Raw genomic sequence first — 21,124 nt, forward strand, 5'->3', positions numbered from 1 at the left:
AGAGCGATGGAAATTCGAAAATTAAACCCCGACGACGGGGCGGGTTGGAAACAGCAGCACGGGGATGTGCTGGCCTTTGTGCGCAGGTATGGGGCGGGACGTATCCCGACCGCCGCCTTCCGGGCGCTGATGAAGCTGTCGCCGGGAGAACTCGGCTTCCCGGGGAGCTCGCTGCTTGTAGTCCGGATTCAAGCTGACGACGGTTCCCGCATTGCCGGCGTCTCCTGCGTCACGGATTACGGCCGCGGACTTTGCCTCGTCGTGGTCCATCCGCTGTATCGGGGACGGGGACTCGGCTCCAGGCTGCTTGCTGAACAGCTTTCCATTTTGCGGCAATTGTCGTGCCTGGTGGCCTGCGACCAGATCTCCAGCCTGCAGATGTGTTTCCGCGCAGGCTTTTATGCCCGCCGGCTGGTCAAGATTCACGGCGGAAAACCGCAGCTGCTCCTCGAGAACAGCCTTTCTCGCACAGCAAGCGGGGGCGCCGCCCATTTCAACGAAGAAGGTGATTCTCTTTGTCTCAACCCGTTTTAGGGATCTTGACCTTATACTTAAATGATAAGAAACGGTTGGAGGAGCCGCATATTTACCAAAAAATGATCTCCGAGGGACAGCGGCTTGGGCTGGACGTTTTTGTCTTCACCCCTGCGGATGTCTATGAGAAAAAAAAGCTGATTTATGCGCTCGTTTACGATTCGAAACAAAAAAAATGGTCTCGTAAATGGCGGCGGTTTCCGAACCTGATTTTCGACCGTTGCCGGATCCAGCGCAGCAAAAGGTTCGAACAGCTCAAGCGCTTCCGGGCGCGCTACGGCAGCCTGACCTTCCTCAACCGCCCGCTGCGCAACAAATGGACCATCTACCAAACGTTGTCCCGCATCGAGAGGTTCAAGGAGCATCTCCCCGAAACCATGCTGTTTCAGCATAGCGGGGATGTGCTTGGGCTGCTGAAAAAGTATCCGGCCGTTTACGTCAAGCCGATCAACGGTACCGGAGGCCGGGGAATCCTGCGGATCGAGCGGCTTGGAGCGGATCAGTTCTTGATTCAAGGGCGGAAACAAAACCGCAGCATCGTTTCTCCGCAGAAAATCCATAAATCCCGGCTGAGCGCCTACCTGCTCGGCTGGAAGGGCGGCGCCCAATTTCTCGCCCAGCAGGGGATTCAAATCAAGCTGCCGAACGGCCGGGTTCACGATTACCGGATGCTGGTGCAGAAAAACGGGCAGGGCCGCTGGGAAGCGACCGGTTGCGCCGGGCGCGTCGGCCCGCCCCGCAGCGTAACCTCCAACCTGCACGGCGGCGGGCATGCGGTGGCGATGAACACGCTCCTTAAGCAGTGGATTCCCGGGGAGGAACGGCGCGCCGAAGTCCGCAAAACCGCTGAGCGGCTAAGCCTGGACATCGCGGAATATCTGGAAAAAACCTTCGGTTCCCTGTGCGAGTTGGCTCTCGATTTAGCCATCAACAAGCAAGGGCATATCTACGTCCTCGAGGTGAACCCCAAGCCGGCGCGAGAGGTCTTCATGAAATCCGGCGACCCCGACGCCTACCGGAAAGCGATCGTACGGCCGCTCGAATACGCCATGTGGGTGCACAAACAAAAATCCGCCCCTTCCTGACAGGAAGGAGCGGCTTCGCTTTATTTGGTCCGCAACAACTTTATGGTTGCTCGCCTTTAAGGTATACCGGAGCCGATTGGTTGCCGGCATAATCCTCCATAACGACATACACTTCTTTCGCCGCCGAGGTGAAACTGAGGCACGCCTTGGTCGTCCTGCCCCGAATGATCCGGTCCTTGTCCCCCACACTATAGGTGGTCGGGAATTTTTTTAGGACCCCGTCCTCGTATACATACATGTACCGCCAATCTCTGGTGTTTGGCATCGGCAAATTCAGTTTATCGCCGTCCCATGACCAATTCTCGGCGTACGGCTCGGAAATTTTATCGATAAACCGGCCGCTGATCGAAACCGGCGTGGCGTCTTCCGAAGAAATCGTCACCAGATAATCGTCCCCGTTTATTGGCATGCCGCTGAACAACGCGGATGTGGACCCCTGCGGAACCGTCATTTTGGCGGAGACGGGTTCCGGAGTGGTGATCCAGTGAAGGGACTGCACACTGACCGTAATGTCGCCCGCCGGCTTCTGCGGATTGGTCCAGGTTACCCGGAAGTCGCCGTTTTCCTGCGAATTCGCTTCGATATCCGAGACCGAATCGGTCAGATTGAAGTTGATTTTCGCGGCCTGTCCTTCCCTTCCATCCGCCCCTACGGCAGCGACTTTAATCGTGCCCGATTTCGCCGGCAAATTTTTAATGTAATAGATGCCGTCGTATTTGCCGCCAACGTATACATCGTTCACATATACATTGTATTGTTTAACCTTGGAGTAATCCGGGTCCATCTCCCATTTGACCGTCATCTCCCCGGTATTCGGGTAGGCTTCGGCAATCGTTAACCCCGCAGGCGCGGACGGCTTGACCGCCGAACCGTCATCCATGCGGATTTGCCCGATATTGATCTGATAGTCGTCCACCGGTTTTTTCCCCGGATCGAACACGAGGCCAAAAGCGGCAATGGATTTTCCGCTGTAGGCGCCGAGGTCAAGCTCCGCCGTAACCCAATCTTTCGTGCGTTTCCCGCTGTCCGGAACGGCAATTTTCACCACGTGCTCCGGATCGTCCGCCAGGATCAGGCCGGCATACATCGTCGAACCGTCATTGGCCGAGCTTTTGTTGTAGGTTAGCGAAAGCTTCGAGCTTTTATTTACGTCAATATCCGTCTTATACAAGCGCAAGAAATTCTCCGCATTCAAATCACCGTTCACAACCAGCGAGCTGCCGCCTTGGTAAGCGCCGATTTGCTTATAGTCGTACCGATCTGTATCCGCAAGTGTATATTCCGGGCCATAGTCGAAATCGACGGTAAGCTTGTTGCCGGCCGTATCCTGCCACCATTGCCAGGTCACCGGAACGTCCTGCAAGCTCATGTTGGACCATTCGTCCCCGCCCGACACCTTGCCGTCCACGTAATAGGACAGTCCGTGTCCTGTGTTGAAATTCGTATAAAAGTCCGGGCTGCCGATGACGGAACGCTCGGCGATCACGGACGCTATGCCCGGCCAATACCGGTTGTCCGCGTAGACGTCACCGGCTGTGTTCGTCCCGGATACCTGCGTGTTTTGCGGATCGATGTTCGGCCCCGACCACCACAATTGTTCGCGGACCTTCGTCATCCATTGGTATTCGTTTTCCTGACGATGCCGGACCGGCCACGCTTGATTCATATCCTCGTCGAGCCCGGCATGAACGAAATCGGAACCAAGCGTGGCGATGCTAAGCAGCGGCAGGCCGTTGTTCAGTTTATTTTTCAGCGCCGTTCCCTGAACGCTTTTAAACCGGTCGCGACCGGCCTCAAGCCCAGCGAAACCGACATCGTAAATATCGAAGTCCGTCCCTTGGGAATCGTTCAGCTTGTTCAAATAATTTTTGGCCGCGGTGATTTGGCTGGCGCCCATGCCGTAATCAAAGAAAAAGGACTGCGCCACCTGTTTGCTATCGCTTTTGTCGTACAGTAACGAAATATTGTTATCGTTGAACGTTCTGGCAAAGGTGTTTGCACCGGTGCGGGTATCCAGCGAATCATACCACTGAACGTACAGCCCGCCCTTTTGCAGCGTTTTCATAAAGGCGAGATAGTCGGGAATGTCCTTGGTGTCGACATTGGGGCCGATTTCCTCCTGGTTGATAAAGTAGCCGTCATACCCGAAATAATGGGCCATTTCAATCAGCTTGCCGGCTACCGGAAAATTGCCGCGCTCATCCCTGACGATCATCTGCTTATACGTCTGCTGCCCGCGGTCGTTGTTGGAGAAAAATATCCCCGCCAATGACAGCACGCCGTTTTTATGGGCCGCGTCGGTATACGTCGGATTCGGAATGTTCAGCATGCCGAATTCAAACCATTTTTGCTGCCAGTCCTTCTGCGCCAGTTCGTCGTAATATTCCGGCGGGGTGTAGGCCGTCGCCGTTCCGTGCCAATAGGAGTAATAATCGATGTATTGCCAAAAATTAAAATGATATTGGGCAAATTTGTTCGTGTACGGCGCATTTTCGATAAAAGCGTTTCCATAATCGCCCGCCACGTTCATCATTTTAACGTCCGCGCTCAGCTTGGGATTGGCTTGGGTGGCCGGGAACGGATCGATTCTTTTTTGCAGCGGCACATGGGATCTGAGCAGTTCGGCATCAGGGTCCGTCTCCGGGCTCCAATTCATAATATGGCCGCTGGTATACCCGTGTACGCTGGGCTGGTTTTGCCCGTGCGCGCCCTCGCCCTCAAAAGGCCAGGTGTCCCCCGCCTGCGCTACAAGCGGAATACCCGTGACAACCAAAGTGAACACCATGGCGATCGAAGTGATTTTGGCGATCGTTTTTTTTCCGGTCTGCACAATCATTATTTCCCCTCCGTTTTTTATAACATGATGCTTGCCCCAATCCGGATTGGTCATTTACGTTTATCACTCTATCCGATGAAAACCCTTCCAACAATGGGACAAATTAAAGATTCTATGGTCGATTTAAAGAAAAAGCAGACCTCTCCCGTGCGGGAAAGATCTGCTTTGCCTTCATTATTTGTTATTTGCCGCTTCGTCATATAATTCGAGCAGTTCCTCGAAAGCGCCGATCAACACGTCGGCCCCCGCCAATTCCCGGTCATTCCCGAAACCCGCGTAAGCGCAGCCGATGACGGTCTGCCCGTTTTTCTTGCCTGCTTCCACATCGGAGGAGCGATCGCCAACCATCCAGGCGGTGCGGATGCCGTGGTTGTCCAGCAGCAGCTTGACCAAATCCACCTTGGACGCCGTCTGATATTCACCGGCGCTGTATAATCCTTCAAACAACGGAAGGATGCCGTGCGTGTCGGCCACGCCCTTTACGTAATGCTCCAGCCCGTTGCTGGCCACAAACAGTCTGACGCCCCGCTCTTTTAGCCGCGTCAAAGTTTCGTGCACCTGCGGGTACAGCTCGGAGGGGAGTTCCTTCAGTCCGGCCAGCTCCAGTTCGAGCAGCAGCTCGTCGGCCCGCCGGCGCACTTCCTCGCTTTGGTCCGGCAGCACTTTTTTCCAAATCTCCGGGAGCAGCATGCCGAGACAGCTTAAAATCAGTTCCTCCGGGGGCGTTTCGCCTTCATACAGCCGCTCCTCCCGCAGCCGGTCAAACACTTGGTGAAATACGGGAACAAGCAGCGTTTCCGTCTTGAACAACGTTCCGTCCATGTCAAAAATCATCGCATCGGGTTTCGTCAGCTTAGGTTTTGCGTTCTCCATCCCCACAGTCCTTCCCTCTATTGTATAGCCCCATAATATGTCAAAACCGTGCCCGTTGTAAACCTTGCCTGAACTGCGTTGTTTTGTTGAAACAAAAAATACGCCGCTCTTTCCTGACGGAAGGAGCGGCCCAAACTAAGGCGCACGATTTATCTTGTTTGTCTGTCCAATCTCGAGCTCGTATTATCATCATCATAAACATAACCTTCGATGTCATAATCCGGATACTCACGCTCCAGATCGTTCAGCATGTTGTTCAGAAGCTTCGTCTGATAAGATGAAGAGAGGCCGTCCCAGTCTTTCTTATCGATGTAAACATCCACCCTAACTTCTTCGCGATCCTTATCAACGTCCAGCTGGATCGATAACGGAATACCGCGATAGGTCGAGTAATCTCTCCTCAATTGACTAAGCATTGTAGATTGGCTTGGCACGCTGCTGCTGCTGCTTCCTATAGAAAGCGTTCCGGAGCGGCTGACGGAGAATGTCGTCAGTTTGGAAGAATTTTTGTTTTTCACGGTTCCGTCGATCTTCGCATTGCTGAATTCACGTCTAATATCGTCAGAGATGTCTTCCAGGAACGTTTTCTGTCTCGAAGAAGACAGATTTTTCCATGTACTCTCATCCACCTTGATCGTTACGCTAATGTCATCTTTATCCCCCGACAAAGAAAACGAGGCATCCAAACTGTAATCATCCTCGTGATCATCGTTGAGGTCGTCTTCCAATTTGCTCAGGCTGCCGCTTTTGCTATCCTTTTTCAGCGAATTGATTTCGGATTGCAAGGAAGTGATCGTGGAGTCCCTCGACGCAATCGTCGAATTCGCCGTGGTTAATTCCGTTTTTACACTGTTTAACTGGTTGTTTAAGTCCGTAATTTGATTGCGAAGCATCTCGATGACCTGTGCATCCGAAGAAGACGTATCCGAAATGTTAACGATCTTATTCGTGCCATCCCAGACTAACGATTTGCCAAGCGCTTCCCCCGCCATCCGGATCGGTACGTAGGTGGTTCCGTTAACCATAAAAGGTTCCTGACCGGAGCTGGACGAAATCGTTTGACCATTATATACAAGTTTAATATTGCTATAAACCGCCTTTAATGTTTTCGTTGCATTCGCCGCAAAAACGTCGTTGGTCAGCAGCGTCCCGGAAATCAGTACGGATGATAGAGCTACGATGCCGATCATTTTCTTGTTTAACTTCATTGTTTCTAACATTCTCCTTTTCCCTTATATTGCCCTGCTGCTTAAAGATTGGAATTGATGACAAGCTTTCTATTAAAATTTAATAGCAGGTAAATTTAGCTTACCATATTTTTCACCCGCAGGCCAATTTCATTTTGGTAACATATTGGTATTTCAAAAGAAAAAAATGACGAACCTGCTATATCAGGCGGATTCCCTTCACCGTGCCGCCGTCAAAATCCTTCACAAGGAATTCGTCTCCGGCAAGAATCCCGTAGGAATGAGGATAATTGTCCTTCGGCAAGGCAATCGATCCCGGATTCAGCACAAACACCCCGCCTTTACGTTCGGCGACAGGGATATGGGTATGCCCCTGAATAAACACGTCGTTTTCGGCCAACGGCGGCAGCTGATCGATATTAAAGCCGTGGCCGTGCGTTGCATAGATGCGGCGGCCCTCATGCAAAATCATGGCGTAGTCCGCCATCATCGGAAACTCCAGCAGCATCTGGTCGACTTCCGCGTCGCAATTGCCGCGAACGGCGGCAATTTTGTGCTTGTGCCGGTTCAGCGTCTCTGCGACCCGTTTCGGATCGTAGCCGTCCGGGAGCGGATTACGCGGCCCATGGTAGAGGAAATCCCCCAGCATGACGAGTTGGTCGGGCTGCTCCTCCTCCATCTTCTCCAGCGCCCGGTCCAGCCAATGGCTGGACCCGTGGATATCCGAAATAAACATTAATTTCATGGCTTATTCTCCGTTCAACCGGTACCCCGCATGGAACACCGGTCCGACATATTCATTAAAGCGATATCCGGAAGCGATGGCGGCGGTAACGAATTTTTTCGCCTTAGCCACCGCTTCCTTGACCGTTAAGCCGTTCGCCAAACCGCCGGTAATGGCCGCCGCAAACGTACAGCCGGCGCCGTGATTATAGGCCGGTTCAATTTTCGGCGACTCCAACACGACATACTCTGCGCCGTCATAGAACAGGTCGATCGCCATATCCCCGTCCAGCGCTTTGCCGCCTTTAATGACGACGTTTTTGGCGCCGCGCTTGTAAATCGCTTGAGCCGCCGCCTTCATCTCATCCAGCGTGGTCAGGCGCCCAAGCCCCGACAATACCCCGGCTTCGAACAAATTCGGCGTTGTCACCGTGGCCAGCGGCAGCAGCAGATCGCGGATCGCGTCCGCGCTTTCCGGATTCAATACTTCATCCTCGCCTTTACAGACCATCACCGGGTCAATGACGACATTTGGCTGATCATATTTGCGGATGTAGGACTCCACAACTTCGATAATCGGCACGCTGCCCAGCATCCCGGTTTTCATCGCGTCGACGGAGCCGCCGGCATAGACGGTTTTGAGCTGCTCGGCGACCAAGGCGGCTTCCATCGGATAGACGTTATGGTGCCAGCCCTGGTCCGGATCCATCGTGACGATCGTCGTCAAGGCGCTGAAGCCGTAAGTACCGTACTCTTCGAATGTTTTCAAATCGGCCTGAATTCCGGCCCCCCCGCTGGAATCACTGCCGGCAATCGTTAAAGTTTTGAAGATCTTTGACATGTTGAGTTGCTCCTTTACGATGAACTTCCTAGCTTCCGAATCTTGGCGGAAACTAATTACATTTATTTTAGCACTATTTTTAAAAAGTTCAGACTACCGATTGCAAAAAAGCTTTTGTCTATTTGCACCCATTAGCTTTTGACCCGGTGAATATGGGCTGCGGACAAGCGGGCCGATAGTGAATTTTTTGTACCAGGAGCACTAACTCCGGGGGATGCCCCGCCGCCTTCGGGGATATGCCAAGTCCCGCGAAATGCAAAAGTGCAGGCGATTTTCATCGAAATTACTCGAATATGACCCATCAAATGCGAAAAAGCAGTTCGTTTCCGCTCAAAAGACCCTTTTTTTATCAAATTGTCCCAAATGAGATGTATTTTTGCATTTCAAGCGATCTAAAACGGACATTCGTAGAAAATCAAATGTACTTTTGCATTTGGTTCGGTCAAGCCACGAAAATTCAAATCGCCCCGGCAAAGTATTCCATGCCAAATGTTGAGGGTTGTCCGACCTTCTCCCCTCACCATACAATGGGTAGCATGAGAGGAGGTGATCCGCAGTGAAGATATTCCGGGGATTGATACTGGTTATCGTCATGACCTTGGGATTAGGATTCTACGGTGAAACCACTCAAGCCGCGGCCAGCACGCAGAAAGTGGGCAGTACCGGCGGCGATGTATGGGATCTCCAATACCGGTTGAAGGCGCTTGGCCTATTTAACCAACAGTTAACCGGCTATTATGGAACGCACACGAAAAACGCGGTGCAAAGCTTCCAGCGAAATTACGGACTTCCGGTTGATGGGAAGGCAGGTTTGCATACCTGGCAAGCGCTCAAAAAATACTCGCTGAATCAAAGCGAAATGGACATTATGGCAAGAGTGATCTACAGTGAAGCCAGGGGAGAACCTTACGTGGGTCAGGTAGCTGTCGGCGCTGTCGTCATGAATCGGATCCAATCCGCTGAGTTCCCCGACAATATACGTGATGTTGTGTTCCAGCCCGGTGCGTTTACGGCCGTAGATGACGGCCAGTTCTGGCTTTCGCCGGATAAAACGTCTTATCTGGCTGCCCAGGATGCCGTCCGCGGATGGGACCCGACGTACAATTCGCTGTTTTATTTTAATCCGAAAACGGCGACAAGCTCCTGGATTTGGACGCGTCCGCAAAACGTTACCATAGGCAATCATATATTCACCGATTAATTTGAAAAAAACCGGGACAGAAACTGCAGTGGTGCTGCAGCCTGTCCTTTTTTATTTAAATGTTTGACAGCAAGAGGTAAAATGCCGCAATATCGAATAAATAGAATTCGCATTAACTAAGGATTTAAGCCGGAACGGAGGGCTATGCATTGAGAAGCAAGCAGGAAATGATGGACTTGTTTTTGGATTTCGCCGCGAAAGAGGACAGAATCCGCTTAGTGACTATGGAAGGGTCGCGCACCAACGTAAACATTCCCCCCGATTCATTCCAGGATTACGACATTTCTTATTTTGTTACGGATATGGATTTTTTCAAGCAAAACGATGAATGGCTCGGCGTTTTTGGAAAACGCATCATGATGCAAAAACCCGAGGATATGGAGCTTTTCCCCCCGGAACTGGGCAACTGGTTCTCCTATATCATGCTTTTTGAGGACGGCAATAAATTGGATTTGACCCTGATTCCCATGAACGAGTTAGAGCTTTACTTCGCCGAAAGCGACGGTTTGGTGCAGGTATTGCTTGATAAAGACCGTCTCGTCAACAATGAAGTGACCGCAAGCGACCGCGGATATTGGATTAAAAAGCCGACCGCCAGGGAATTCGACGATTGCTGCAACGAGTTCTGGATGGTTTCGACTTACGTCGTTAAAGGACTGGCGCGACAAGAAATTCTGTTTGCCATCGATCATTTGAACGAAATCGCCCGGCCCAATCTGCTGCGGATGATGGCCTGGCACATCGGCTCGGTGCATGGGTATACGTTTAGCGTAGGGAAAAACTATAAATTTATCAACCGCTATCTTCCGCGCGAGGATTGGGAAACATTGCTGTCCACCTATGGCGGAACCGGCTATCCGGAGATGTGGCGGTCTTTATATACTTGTTACGAACTGTTCAGAAAATACTCCAAAGCGGTAGCGGAAAGCTTAGGATATACATACCCGGATTATGATGCAGCCATTTCAAAATATACCGGGGCGATCTATGATTCGTTGGCGGAAACGAGGTAAACTCTTGGCGTGCTGCCCCTTTGGCAAGTGAAAACCGCCGGAGAACTTGCTCCGGCGGTATTTTATGCGCGGGTTTTAGCCACAACCTCCCCTTCTGGAATGCGTGATCTACGAATATAGCGGTAAATTATGGCGTTATTTTTGAAATGTTGCTTTCGGCACGCAAAATAGCGGAACTTTTCGGTCTTATTGGGGGACCAAGCTCGGAAAAAGCGCCTCTTCTCCCCATCCCCCAAAAATAGAGGTAAAAAATTCCCTTATTTGATCTAACCTCCCTGTCTCGGCAAAAATAACACTCTTTTTTACCGCTATTTTCTCGGCCGGCCGTTTACGTCATGGCTCTAAATCAATCTCAAGCGTCTTATCCACCTGAACGGGATCCGTCTCCCGCATCATGCGAATTTCGTAGGTATCCTGTTTGGGAACCAACAAGGACAATTCGTATTCCTCTTTCCCCTTGGACGGAATGATTAGTTCCTTCCTTAAGTCCGCTTTCTCCCCGTAATATTCCTCCCAAAGCTCCGGAGACTCCTCCTTCTTAGGAATTAACGAAGGAATATTGAAACGTATGCTCATGTGATCCTCCGCTTTTTGCAGCACTTTAAGCTTTAACAAACCGTCTTCATACCGCGCATCCGTAATCGTCATTTCTTTGCCTTTAAAACGGATCGGTTTCGGCAGGTCTTCGTTCAGGTTGAGCGTAAACGTATCGCTCCCTGTCCAGTCCGATATCTCCACGGCATTAACATGAAGCGTTAAGCTTTTCACCGTCTCGTCAAAAAACGGGGAGGAGTTAAATGTCAGCTCGATTACGCCAGGCTGAAACTTATCGTTCACGGGCTGATATTTGGTCCGATAAGTGTCCGGCGGATACACCTTGCCGTTGTTATCCGTCAATCGTATGACATCCTGCCCTCCGTCTCCGGTCAAATCAAGATCGAGCCCATAGTCTTTGCTGTTATCCAGCCGCAGTTCGGCGTAGGTATTCAGAGGAGTAATCTTGATATTGTCCAGCACCAGTCCCCCGATATCCGGGTCGCCAGCAACCTCGATCTGCTGTTTTGCCTGAATGATCCGGTCTTCCACTAATTGGGACGGGGCAAACGGTACATTCATATCATACTCCCGGTCCTCGCGACCTGAAGAGTCATCGCCCACATAGAGTTTAAAACTTAAAGTGTCGGGATTTTCCTTGAGAAACGCCTGAACTTCTTCCGGGTTCAATTCCATGACGTCGGAAATAACCAAAATCGGCTCTCCTGTTTCCTGATCGGTAATTATCTCCTCGCTGCCGCTCCCTTCAATCGGCTCGAAGTCCAAACTTTGTACAGCATAATGGTCGGCCGTTCTATCAAGCGTCAAGCTGCCATCGGGATTTTTGGCAAGATGGTCTTTGATTCCATCCGTTTGAATAAAAGCCTTGTACATCAGTTTATCGCTGGTCAGATAGACGTCCGCCAGGCTTACCTTCATATCTTCGAACTGCTGAACCACCGGTTCAAAGGGTGTGTACTTATTAGCTGCGGCGTTCTTAACCCCGTCCTGGCTACGGATCGAGTCCAGCCAGTCGGCGGCGACCGAAATGCCGGGGATTTGCTTGAGCATGCTGGCAAACGCCGGAGAGATCTCGGCCGTAACGAATAGGATCGCGACGGCAGCAGCCCCCGCGGCCAACCCGGTGAACCAGGGGGCTCGCTTGTTCGGGCGGCGTTTAACCTGCTCGTTCGCATTTTGCAACGGTGAAACGCCGCTCACGATCGGCATCTCTTGTTCGCGATCAGTCTGTTTGTTCTCACTATGCAACGCGATATTCCGGGCAAAATTCCTCAGTGCCTCTGGGGCCTTTAACTGGTCCAGCGACCACTTCAATTCCCTTTTCATGCTCATTTCAATCCTTGTATCCAACATGCATCATCACCTTTCCATTCACGTTAGCTTGATAAAGCTTGAGCAGTTTGTGCCGGGCGCGATGTAGCCGGGATTTCACCGTTCCTTCCTTTACGCCGAGCACGGCCGAAATCTCCTCGATGGACATTTCCTGATAGTAAAAGAGCAGGACCACCGAACGATGTTGAATGTCCAGCGACATCACCTGGGAGAGCAGGCGGTGCCGCTCCTCTTTTTTCAACAGGGCTTCAATCGGTTGCGCTCCCTGATCCACAGGCTCCAAATGCTCCAGATCCTCGGTCATCTTGTTCAGCCGCGAACGCTTCCGCGCCAGATCGATCGCCCTCATGGCGCACAGGTGCTTGAACCAGCCGGCAAAACTGCGGATTTCCTTTCCGTTCATAATGGCCCTATAAGCCTCGATCATGGCGTTCTGCACAGCATCCTCCGCCAAATGCGTCGAGCGCAATATCGCGGCGGATGCGCTGTATACCCGGTCGAGCAGCGGTTCGACCAGCTTGTAAAACGCCTCCCGATCGCCGTTCCTGCATCGCTCCATCCACTCTTGTTCCTCTTGCATCAGCATCACTTCCTAAAGTTGATCTCGATATATAGGCGCAGCCCGTTTTGCACAGGTTCAATTTTTGTTGTTTATTCGGCAGAAAAAAAGCATAACGCCTCCTCTGGATTTATCGGCTCCAAAGAAAGCGTTTTGCAGGATACGAACACTGGGGCACGGCAATTCGTTAGCCGTCAACTGCCGGCAGACTTTTGGGGCAAAGGACGGGGAAGAATGTTGTCCAGACCAGCGGCGATCCGCAAACGGTCCCGCGCTTCGATCCATTCCTCGGGAATAATCAGATGCCCGCAGGCGCTGCTCTGCAGATAGCTGTAAATGATCTGTGCTTCGTCAACTTCGTCGCGGGCAAGCGGGCTGGCCGCCAGCGTCTTCTCCGCTCCGAAACCGCTGAGGATCGCCTCCGCGATCTCATCTCGCAGTTCCCCAGGCGGCCCGCCGGCAACATGATATTTTTCACCCAAAAGCACGCGATTCCGCTTCACCAGAAACAGCTTGAATGTCTGATCGTCCAACACTTCCACGATGGCGAGGCTACGGTTCTGCTCGGTGAAATGAATCATAGCTTCCTTATTTACCAGCAGGTTCACCGCTTGAAGCGAGTCTCTGCACTTGGCCGCAGCGGCAAAATCATAGCGTTCGGCAGCCGCCGCCATCTTTTGTTCCATAACCTCGTATAAACTGCGGTCTCTCCCCGCCAAAAGCTCGATAAAGCGGTCGATAATCCCCTCGTATTCCCGGACTGCCTCGCCCCCGAGACACATGCCGCGGCATAACCCAAGCGAATAATTCAAACAGGGGGTTTGGCTGACGGAAGATCGGGCGCAGGCGATTTGCAAGCACTCCTGAATCCCCCGCACCGCCTCCAGGACGGTATTTTTGCTGGCCGTATAGGGGCCAAAGCAGGCCGTGCCGGCTTCCCCATTGCCTGGATGATGGGTGACTTCAATGCGGCGAAAGCCGTTCCCCGGCCGGATGATGATATAAACATAAGCGAGCGGGTTTTTCATTTTTTTGTTGTATACCGGCTTCCATTCGCGGATTAACCGGCATTCCAGCATAAACGCTTCGAATTCGGTATCGGTCACCCTGATCTCCAAATCGCGTACGTTATTGACCAGCCTTTTGATTTTATTGGAATGGGGCGCGGAAGGATGAAAATAAGAGCGGACCCGCTGCTGCAAATTTTTCGACTTGCCGACGTACAAAATCCCCCCGTTCCCATCTTTCATCAAGTAGACTCCCGGCGATGACGGCAGATTTCCAAGCTTGTCCTTCATCTGCGTGCTTCCCCCTCTTTTAACCGATCTCGACTCTTTGAAATTACCATAAAAACCGGACTCATCAAAGGGGCTGTCCTGTTCTCCCGCGCTTCATAATATCGGTCCCCGGAGCTAATTTGTGCAAAATGTAACAAACTAGATTGACAATTTTGCTTTCAAAGTGGGAGCATGTAAGAAGTAAGATTTTTCAATATTTTTCTATTGCATCCATAAACAAGATGTCTATTAAAACAAGGGTGATGTGAAATGAACTGGAATCCCCAGCACACAGAAGTCATTATACGTTACCGCGACGGGACCGTAACTGCGGCGGAAGATGCCGTCGTATCCGAACAGCCGGTTACGATCAAAATCAACGGCGAGGAATTCGTGACCCTCGTCTGCACGCCGGAATACATCGAAGACATGGTGATCGGTTATCTGGCTTCGGAAGGCATCATCGAAGGCATGGACGATGTCCGGGAAATGTGGGTGGAGGAGGCGGGCGGCTTCGTTCATATGACGTTAAAAGAGTGGAACCCCCTGCACCGCAAGCTGTTCGCCAAGCGTTACGTCACCTCGTGTTGCGGAGCGAGCCGGCACGGGTTTGTGTACGTCAACGACGCGCGGACGGCCAAGGTTTTGCTGGACCGGCAAGTGCAGCTCAGTTTTGCCGACTGTTTTCGGCTCATGGAGGAACTGCAGCGAGGGGCCGAATTGTTTCGCTGCACCGGCGGCGTACACAGCGCGGCTCTTTGCGATGCCGCCGGGATCCTGCTCGCCCGCAGCGACATCGGGCGCCATAACGCGCTCGATAAAATTTACGGCCACCGCCTGAGGCACGGCATGAGTCCGGACGGGCAAATCATCGCCTTTAGCGGCCGGATCTCCTCGGAAATCCTGCTCAAGGCGGCGAAGATCGGCTGTGCTGTCGTGCTGTCCAAATCCGCCCCCACGGCGCTGGCCCTGGAACTCGCCGAACATCTCGGGATTACGACGGTCGGGTTTATCCGCGGTCATTCCTGCAACGTATACACCCATCCGGAGCGGATCAGCGGATGCGGCCCGGAAACGCTGTTGCATTGATTCCATCTTTGGAATCGGAAAAAACGGAGTACATAAGTTGAACTAAAGAATAGAGCGGGGAGTAGGCAAGAGGGTGAAATGATTCTGAAGAAACGGCAGTGGTCGCCTTTGTGACCGGATTTCTACCTTGTATGAATCTACTTAAACCCCAGAAATCTGGGAACAACAGCGATCGTAAGAACATTTCACCCGGCTACCCTGATCCGTACAATCATTTATTCAACTTATAACAAGCCGATTAAGTTATTCATTTTCAGGATAGGAGGAAAACGCGACGAGTCGAATCCATTCACCCCAAGTCGGAACGTTATTGGACCGGCTGCATGCCGAGGCCGCCTTAAACCGTCAGGAGCTTCTTGACGTTCTGCGCCACCTGAACCCGGAGACCCGGGCACAGCTGCGCGCGCTTGCACACCAAAAACGGCTTCGCATGTACGGAACCAAAGTGTATTTACGCGGACTGATTGAATTTTCGAACATCTGTAAACAAAACTGCCTGTATTGCGGACTGCGTTCCGCAAACCGGTCGCTGGAGCGCTATCGGCTGACCCCGGAAGAAATTGCGGATTGCTGCCGGGAAGGCTACGAACTGGGCTATCGTACATTTGTGCTGCAGAGTGGGGAAGACGACTGGTATACGGCGGATAAGCTGGTGCGCCTCGTCAGCGGGATTAAACGGCGGTTCCCGGATGCGGCGGTCACCCTGTCGATCGGGGAACGGGACGACGAAACGTACGCTCGCCTAAATGCCGCCGGAGCGGACCGGTTTTTGCTGCGCCACGAAACCGCCTCTTCCCGCCTGTATCGGGCGCTGCACCCGACCATGTCGTTTGAGAACCGGCGCGACCGGCTGGCGGCGTTGCAGCGGATCGGCTACCAGGTGGGAGCCGGGTTCATGGTCGGTCTGCCAGGTCAAACCGCCGAGGATTTGGCCGAGGATCTGCTGTATCTTAAACGGCTTGACCCCGATATGGTCGGAATCGGCCCGTTCCTGCCCCATCATGCGACGCCGCTGAAAGATTACCCTGCCGGGACGCTGGAAGCGACGCTCGACATGATTGCTCTGACCCGGCTTTTGCTCCCGGCCGCCCTGATTCCGGCCACGACCGCGATGGGAACGGCCCATCCTTACGGCCGGGAGATGGCGCTGCAAGCCGGAGCCAACGTAGTCATGCCGAATTTGTCGCCATTGACCGTACGCCCAAAATACGCGCTTTACGACAACAAAATTTGTATGGGCGACGAATCCGCGCAGTGCCGTTTTTGCCTGGAACGGCGGATAACCTCCGTCGGCCTGGAAGTCGACATGGGCCGCGGCGACAGCCTAAAATCACTGTCCGGAGCGATTTGAAATTTTACTATATAAATGTTCAGAAGGAGTGGATCATTGTGAGTCGAGTTAGCGAAAGCAAACCTGCCCGTTTTATTCAGGATGAGGAGATTGCCGCAGCATTGGACTATGGAAGAGAGGTGGCGAAAGACCGCGGCGCGGTCGAGGCGATTTTGGAAAAAGCGATGGACTGCAAGGGGCTGACCGCCCTCGAAGCGGCCGTTCTGTTATATGTTGACGACGATGACATTCTGCAGCGGTTGTTCGCAGCTTCCAGACAGATCAAAGAGCGGATTTACGGCAACCGGATCGTGCTGTTCGCCCCGCTCTATGTTAGCGACTACTGCGTTAATCATTGCGTTTACTGCGGATATAAACATTCCAACACCGAGTTTGAGCGCCATCGCCTGACGATGGAGGAGATCGCCAGGGAAGTGAGCGTGCTGGAGTCGCTGGGCCACAAGCGCCTCGTGATTGAGGCGGGCGAAGATTCCCGCTACTGCGACATCGACTATATCCTCGATTGCATCAACACCGCCTACGCGACCAAAACGGGCAACGGCAGCATCCGCCGGATCAACATCAACATCGCGGCCACGACGGAAGAAGAATACCGCCTGCTCGCGGGGGCCGGCATCGGCACTTATATTTTGTTTCAGGAAACCTACCATCGTCCTAGCTACCTCCATTACCATCCCCGCGGACCCAAAAGAGACTATGACTGGCACACCACCGCCATGGATAGAGCCATGCGCGCCGGAATCGATGATGTTGGCATCGGCGTGCTTTACGGTCTTTACGACTATCATTTCGAAACGGTCGCCATGCTGAAGCATGCCGAGCATTTGGAAGAAACCTTCGGCTGCGGTCCGCACACCATTTCCGTTCCGCGTCTGCGCGCGGCGGAAAATGTGCATCTCGACAACTACCCTTACCTCGTCAGCGATCGGGATTTCATGAAAGTGGTGGCTGTATTGCGTCTGGCAGTGCCTTATACCGGCATGATCCTGTCCACGCGCGAAGACCCGGAACTGCGGGATGAGATCATTAAACTTGGCATCTCCCAAATCAGCGCGGGTTCCGCCACCGGTGTCGGCGGATACGCGGTCAACAAGGGGAAGGACGACAACCCGCAATTTCAGGTTGGTGACCATCGTTCGCCGCAGGAAATCATCAAGTGCTTATGCCAGGATGGCTACGTGCCCAGCTACTGCACCGCTTGCTATCGCGAGGGCCGGACGGGCGACCGGTTTATGCAGCTCGCCAAGTCCGGGCAAATCCATAACATCTGCCAGCCCAACTCCCTGCTTACCTTTCAGGAATACTTGCTGGACTATGCGGACGATGAAATGCGCGAGCTCGGGGAACGTACAATTGCGGAAAATCTCGAACGCATCCCCCGCGAATCGACACGCAAGCTGACCATGAAGCGCCTGGAGCGCGTTCGTAACGGCGAAAGGGATTTGAGATTTTAAAACTTTTAGCAAAAACGCCTGTGGAAGTGTCGCTTCCGCAGGCGTTTTTTGGTGATCCAGGTAAATAGGAAAGAATAGGAGGGCACAAAGGTGCAGGAAAAATAGCGGTATTTTAGGTCGTTATTCCAAACTTTCTGTCATGAACTTCATAAATAGCGGTAATTTTGGGCCCTATCCCCTGGGAAACTTCCCAAGAAGCGGCCTTCATCACCTTTAGGACGAAAATAAAGCCATTAAATTCCGCTATTTCCCGATACGCCCGTAACTCCGAAGAATAGGGCCCTTTTTTACCGCTATCCCAGTACCACCACTTCAACTTTTTCATGAATGACTAACGGGCGGCCCCGCCAAACAGCAGCAAAGCCTGAGCCGTGGCCGTGCGTTTACCGGCGACGGATTCCTGAACGCGCGCTGGGACGATGAGCTGCAGCGCATTGGTCGGACAGACGTTGACGCATGCCGGCCCGCCGGAGTTACCCTCGCACAGGTCGCATTTGCTGGCCACGATTTTTTCCTTGGGAGTCCAAGTTCCGTATGCGTTAAAGCGCAATCCCGCTTGCAGCTGTTTCTCTCCATCGCGAAACAACGGCACCATCTCGATCGCTCCGTACGGGCAAGCCAACATGCAGGTCTTGCAGCCGATGCAGGTGTCCTGATTGATGCAAATCCCGTCGCCGCTGCTGGTGATCGAACCATTCGGGCACACATTGGCGCACGGCGCATCCTCGCAATGCCGGCATTGCACCGGGGCCGTTATATTTCCCGTCTTCACAACGGTAAGCCTGGGGTAGAACTCCGTTTCTTCGGGCGTCTGCCGAAAAAAATCTTGGTCCGAATGAGCCACCGCGCAGGCCGCTTCGCAAGTATGACAGCCGATGCATTTATCGGGATCGGCAAGCACAAAGCTGTTCATGATTTGACCTCCTCAAAGTTTTTGTGAGCGTTACACCTTAGCTATACTTCGAACAAAAACTCGCTGCGGAAGCATTAACTTTTAAGGCTTACTTCCTCGGACTTCCGCCGGGACTGAAAATGGGTATGCAGCAAATGGTGCGAAACGCTGCCCAGCGGCTCGCCCAAGACATCTTCGTACAGTTTTTTTATCGCCGGGTTTTCATGCGCTTTGCGTACAGGCAACCCGGCGTCATGCCGGTAAACCGCACTTTTCCGGGCGCGGTGAGCAAGCTCGCGCATTTGCTCTGTCAACAGCTTCGGCTGTCCCCCGCCGCTGATGCAGCCCGCCGGGCAAGCCATCACTTCAATGAAATGATACGGACAAGTCCCGTCCGCCACCGACTGCAGCACGGGACCGACATGCTGCAGCCCGGCAATTACCGCCACTTTGAGCTCCAGTTCGCCAACCTGCACGTCAGCGGTACGTACACCTTCCTCGCCGCGCACGAAGTCAAGCTGCAGCCGGGGAATTTCCTGCTGCGTCAGCAGCTCGTAGCCGGTGCGGATCGCGGCTTCCATGACGCCGCCGGTGACGCCAAAAATCGTGCCTGCGCCCGAATATTCCCCGAGCGGCCCGTCGAACGGTTCGTCGGGCAAACCGGCAAAATCGATCCCCTGGTCCTTAATAAGATAGGCCAGTTCACGGGTCGTAATGACCGCGTCCACGTCGCGATATCCGCTGGCCTGCATCTCCGGGCGGGCGCATTCAAATTTTTTGCAGGTGCAGGGCATGACCGCCACGCTGTAAATGTCCGCCGGGTTCACTCCGGCCAGCTCCGCTCCGTAGGTTTTAAACAAAGCTCCGGCCATCTGCATCGGCGATTTGCAGCTGGACAAATGGTCGAGCAGCTCCGGGGCCGCCGTCTCGGCGTGCTTCACCCAAGCCGGGCAGCAGGAGGTGAACATCGGCAGGCGCTCCCCGTCCAGCACTCGCCGGATCAATTCCGTCCCTTCCTCCATCACCGTTAAATCGGCGCCAAAGTTCGTATCGTAGATTCTGTCGAACCCAAGCCGCCGCAGCGCGGCCGCCATTTTACCCGGCGTCAGCGTCCCCAGCGGAAGGCCGAACTCCTCCGCCAGCGACACGCGAATGGCCGGCGCGCATTGCACGACCTTGTGCAGCCCCGGACGGCCCAGCATTTGCCGGACCTCAAGCGCGTGCCCGGTGGAATAAGCGGCAAACAGCGGCTCCCGCACACTGGCGGGCATTCCCCGGAGCGTACGTTTCGCGGCCAGCCGCTCCCGCTCGTCGAACCCGCCGGCAAGCCCGCTTCCCGCCGGCGCACCGCCCGATACGGCGGCGTAATCTTCGGTATAGTCTGCGGCAAACGCGGTGCACACCTGAACACATTGCCCGCAAATCACGCAGCGGTCGGCGTCGATCGTCTGGGGACTCCCCGCGTCGCCAAGAATCGCGCCGACCGGACAAACGGAGGCACACCGCCTGCAGCCCGTGCATAATTGTTCATCGATATGAATAATTGGATCATCATAGCTGGAACCTGGCATAACTCTACCTTCTTTGCCATTCATTTGGTTTGCTTATAAAAGCGGAACTGCCTTTAATTCCGGAAATGGCCGTACTGTCCGCTCCGGCTTCCCTGTTACCAGGGACAACGCGCCGACCGGACAGGCGGCGACACAAGCAGGAGACGCTGCGGCGTCCGCAGGCTCGGACTCCAACGACCGGCCTGCAGGCTGTGATTCCGCCGCTCCTACCTCCTTGTCGCCGCCCGGCGTTTGGCCCGCCACCTCGGCCCATGTATGCAGCGGCGCGCAGCTTTGGCACAGGTCGCATTTGCTGGCGACCAGCCTTGGTTTAGGCTCCGCGCCGCGTTCGGTATGCTCCGAAAGTCCGCTCTGCAACACTTCCTGGCCGTGCGAGAACGATTTGACCAGCGCGATCGCTCCAAACGGACAAGCCAGCGCACAAGCCTTGCAGCCGATGCAGCGCTCCTCGGCGATCAGGATTGCGCCGTTTTCCTGGCGGATCGCCCCTACCGGGCAAGCCGCCGCGCAAGGCGCGTTTTCGCAATGCCGGCATTGCACCGGCGCCGCAGAGCGCCCCGCCTTCGTTACGTATAACCGAGGGATTACTGGAATGGTAATCGTTCCAACGGCGGCGCTCACTCCGTTCTCCCGGTTATGCACCGCAAAGCAGGCCAGCTCGCAGGCTTTGCAGCCGATACATTTGCCGGCATCCGCAATGACGAACGGGTTCGTCCCCATTTTCCCGGTGCCCATATGCTTCTCTCCTTTC

18 protein-coding genes are annotated in these 21,124 nt (G+C 53.6%); 7 read left to right on the forward strand and 11 right to left on the reverse strand.

The window, feature by feature from the left end; genetic code table 11:
• The first annotated feature begins 6 nt into the window (after positions 1-6).
• Both ACLD72_RS27170 and ACLD72_RS27175 read left to right on the forward strand, forming a co-directional pair.
• Positions 7-534: a GNAT family N-acetyltransferase gene (locus ACLD72_RS27170; RefSeq protein ID WP_411003344.1), complete on the forward strand. Its 528-nt coding sequence runs from the start codon at positions 7-9 to the stop codon at positions 532-534.
• Positions 516-1,619, forward strand: a complete 1,104-nt coding sequence (locus ACLD72_RS27175) for a YheC/YheD family protein (RefSeq protein ID WP_411003342.1) — start codon at positions 516-518, stop codon at positions 1,617-1,619. Before ACLD72_RS27170 ends, ACLD72_RS27175 begins: the two co-directional genes overlap by 19 nt.
• Positions 1,620-1,659: 40 nt before the next feature.
• On the opposite strand, the gene ACLD72_RS27180 is transcribed toward ACLD72_RS27175, so the two are convergent.
• From ACLD72_RS27180 to thiD, 5 genes are all read right to left on the reverse strand, one after another.
• Positions 1,660-4,455 (reverse strand): endo-beta-N-acetylglucosaminidase, encoded by a 2,796-nt coding sequence (locus tag ACLD72_RS27180; RefSeq protein WP_411003341.1) that lies wholly within the window; start codon positions 4,453-4,455, stop codon positions 1,660-1,662.
• A 174-nt stretch (positions 4,456-4,629) separates the two neighbouring features.
• Positions 4,630-5,328, reverse strand: coding sequence for an HAD family hydrolase (locus ACLD72_RS27185; RefSeq protein WP_411003340.1), 699 nt, complete (start codon positions 5,326-5,328; stop codon positions 4,630-4,632).
• Between the two features lie 149 nt (positions 5,329-5,477).
• Positions 5,478-6,536, reverse strand: a complete 1,059-nt coding sequence (locus tag ACLD72_RS27190; protein ID WP_411003339.1) for a stalk domain-containing protein — start codon at positions 6,534-6,536, stop codon at positions 5,478-5,480.
• A 178-nt stretch (positions 6,537-6,714) separates the two neighbouring features.
• Positions 6,715-7,260 (reverse strand): phosphodiesterase, encoded by a 546-nt coding sequence (gene yfcE / locus ACLD72_RS27195; protein WP_411003338.1) that lies wholly within the window; start codon positions 7,258-7,260, stop codon positions 6,715-6,717.
• A gap of 3 nt (positions 7,261-7,263) precedes the next feature.
• Complete coding sequence (gene thiD, locus ACLD72_RS27200; RefSeq protein WP_411003337.1) at positions 7,264-8,079, reverse strand: bifunctional hydroxymethylpyrimidine kinase/phosphomethylpyrimidine kinase; 816 nt, start codon at positions 8,077-8,079, stop codon at positions 7,264-7,266.
• Between the two features lie 592 nt (positions 8,080-8,671).
• Here thiD and sleB point away from each other — a divergent pair.
• Positions 8,672-9,280: a spore cortex-lytic enzyme gene (gene sleB, locus ACLD72_RS27205; RefSeq protein WP_411003362.1), complete on the forward strand. Its 609-nt coding sequence runs from the start codon at positions 8,672-8,674 to the stop codon at positions 9,278-9,280.
• A gap of 149 nt (positions 9,281-9,429) precedes the next feature.
• The gene (gene ant(6), locus ACLD72_RS27210) at positions 9,430-10,293 is read left to right on the forward strand and encodes an aminoglycoside 6-adenylyltransferase (protein WP_411003336.1); all 864 of its coding nucleotides are present in this window, start codon (positions 9,430-9,432) and stop codon (positions 10,291-10,293) included.
• A gap of 333 nt (positions 10,294-10,626) precedes the next feature.
• Here the strand turns inward: ant(6) and ACLD72_RS27215 are convergent, their stop codons facing one another.
• The 3 genes from ACLD72_RS27215 to ACLD72_RS27225 all read right to left on the reverse strand — a co-directional run bounded on the left by ACLD72_RS27215 (position 10,627) and on the right by ACLD72_RS27225 (position 14,037).
• Entirely contained in the window at positions 10,627-12,180 is a 1,554-nt protein-coding gene (locus ACLD72_RS27215; RefSeq protein WP_458476247.1) for a hypothetical protein, read from the reverse strand.
• Between the two features lies 1 nt (position 12,181).
• On the reverse strand, positions 12,182-12,766 hold the full coding sequence (locus tag ACLD72_RS27220; protein ID WP_458476251.1) for an RNA polymerase sigma factor: 585 nt from the start codon (positions 12,764-12,766) through the stop codon (positions 12,182-12,184).
• A 167-nt stretch (positions 12,767-12,933) separates the two neighbouring features.
• A complete protein-coding gene (locus tag ACLD72_RS27225) occupies positions 12,934-14,037 on the reverse strand; it encodes a GIY-YIG nuclease family protein (RefSeq protein ID WP_411003333.1) in 1,104 nt (367 codons plus the stop codon).
• A 249-nt stretch (positions 14,038-14,286) separates the two neighbouring features.
• On the opposite strand from ACLD72_RS27225, the gene fdhD reads away from it, so the two are divergent.
• The 3 genes from fdhD (at position 14,287) to hydG (ending at position 17,910) form a co-directional block, all read left to right on the forward strand.
• Positions 14,287-15,105 (forward strand): formate dehydrogenase accessory sulfurtransferase FdhD, encoded by an 819-nt coding sequence (fdhD, locus tag ACLD72_RS27230; protein WP_411003332.1) that lies wholly within the window; start codon positions 14,287-14,289, stop codon positions 15,103-15,105.
• A gap of 319 nt (positions 15,106-15,424) precedes the next feature.
• A complete protein-coding gene (gene hydE, locus ACLD72_RS27235) occupies positions 15,425-16,456 on the forward strand; it encodes a [FeFe] hydrogenase H-cluster radical SAM maturase HydE (protein ID WP_411003361.1) in 1,032 nt (343 codons plus the stop codon).
• A gap of 38 nt (positions 16,457-16,494) precedes the next feature.
• Entirely contained in the window at positions 16,495-17,910 is a 1,416-nt protein-coding gene (gene hydG, locus ACLD72_RS27240; protein ID WP_411003331.1) for a [FeFe] hydrogenase H-cluster radical SAM maturase HydG, read from the forward strand.
• A gap of 331 nt (positions 17,911-18,241) precedes the next feature.
• Here hydG and ACLD72_RS27245 read toward each other — a convergent pair whose 3' ends face one another.
• The 3 genes from ACLD72_RS27245 to ACLD72_RS27255 form a co-directional block, all read right to left on the reverse strand.
• On the reverse strand, positions 18,242-18,823 hold the full coding sequence (locus tag ACLD72_RS27245) for a 4Fe-4S dicluster domain-containing protein (RefSeq protein ID WP_411003330.1): 582 nt from the start codon (positions 18,821-18,823) through the stop codon (positions 18,242-18,244).
• Between the two features lie 74 nt (positions 18,824-18,897).
• A complete protein-coding gene (locus ACLD72_RS27250) occupies positions 18,898-20,373 on the reverse strand; it encodes a [FeFe] hydrogenase, group A (RefSeq protein ID WP_411003329.1) in 1,476 nt (491 codons plus the stop codon).
• Positions 20,374-20,406: 33 nt separating this feature from the next.
• A complete protein-coding gene (locus tag ACLD72_RS27255; protein WP_411003327.1) occupies positions 20,407-21,108 on the reverse strand; it encodes a 4Fe-4S dicluster domain-containing protein in 702 nt (233 codons plus the stop codon).
• Between the last annotated feature and the right edge of the window lie 16 nt (positions 21,109-21,124).

The organism is Paenibacillus lacisediminis, from assembly GCF_046567315.2.

What these genes read in the sequence shown, in the direction of transcription:
- ACLD72_RS27170 (WP_411003344.1), top strand. Translation starts at nt 7, where the DNA reads ATGGAAATTCGAAAATTAAACCCCGACGACGGGGCGGGTTGGAAACAG.
- ACLD72_RS27180 (WP_411003341.1), bottom strand. Translation starts at nt 4,455, where the DNA reads ATGATTGTGCAGACCGGAAAAAAAACGATCGCCAAAATCACTTCGATC.
- ACLD72_RS27185 (WP_411003340.1), bottom strand. Translation starts at nt 5,328, where the DNA reads ATGGAGAACGCAAAACCTAAGCTGACGAAACCCGATGCGATGATTTTT.
- ACLD72_RS27190 (WP_411003339.1), bottom strand. Translation starts at nt 6,536, where the DNA reads ATGAAGTTAAACAAGAAAATGATCGGCATCGTAGCTCTATCATCCGTA.
- yfcE (WP_411003338.1), bottom strand. Translation starts at nt 7,260, where the DNA reads ATGAAATTAATGTTTATTTCGGATATCCACGGGTCCAGCCATTGGCTG.
- thiD (WP_411003337.1), bottom strand. Translation starts at nt 8,079, where the DNA reads ATGTCAAAGATCTTCAAAACTTTAACGATTGCCGGCAGTGATTCCAGC.
- sleB (WP_411003362.1), top strand. Translation starts at nt 8,672, where the DNA reads ATGACCTTGGGATTAGGATTCTACGGTGAAACCACTCAAGCCGCGGCC.
- ACLD72_RS27215 (WP_458476247.1), bottom strand. Translation starts at nt 12,180, where the DNA reads ATGAGCATGAAAAGGGAATTGAAGTGGTCGCTGGACCAGTTAAAGGCC.
- ACLD72_RS27220 (WP_458476251.1), bottom strand. Translation starts at nt 12,766, where the DNA reads ATGCTGATGCAAGAGGAACAAGAGTGGATGGAGCGATGCAGGAACGGC.
- ACLD72_RS27225 (WP_411003333.1), bottom strand. Translation starts at nt 14,037, where the DNA reads ATGAAGGACAAGCTTGGAAATCTGCCGTCATCGCCGGGAGTCTACTTG.
- fdhD (WP_411003332.1), top strand. Translation starts at nt 14,287, where the DNA reads ATGAACTGGAATCCCCAGCACACAGAAGTCATTATACGTTACCGCGAC.
- ACLD72_RS27245 (WP_411003330.1), bottom strand. Translation starts at nt 18,823, where the DNA reads ATGAACAGCTTTGTGCTTGCCGATCCCGATAAATGCATCGGCTGTCAT.
- ACLD72_RS27250 (WP_411003329.1), bottom strand. Translation starts at nt 20,373, where the DNA reads ATGCCAGGTTCCAGCTATGATGATCCAATTATTCATATCGATGAACAA.
- ACLD72_RS27255 (WP_411003327.1), bottom strand. Translation starts at nt 21,108, where the DNA reads ATGGGCACCGGGAAAATGGGGACGAACCCGTTCGTCATTGCGGATGCC.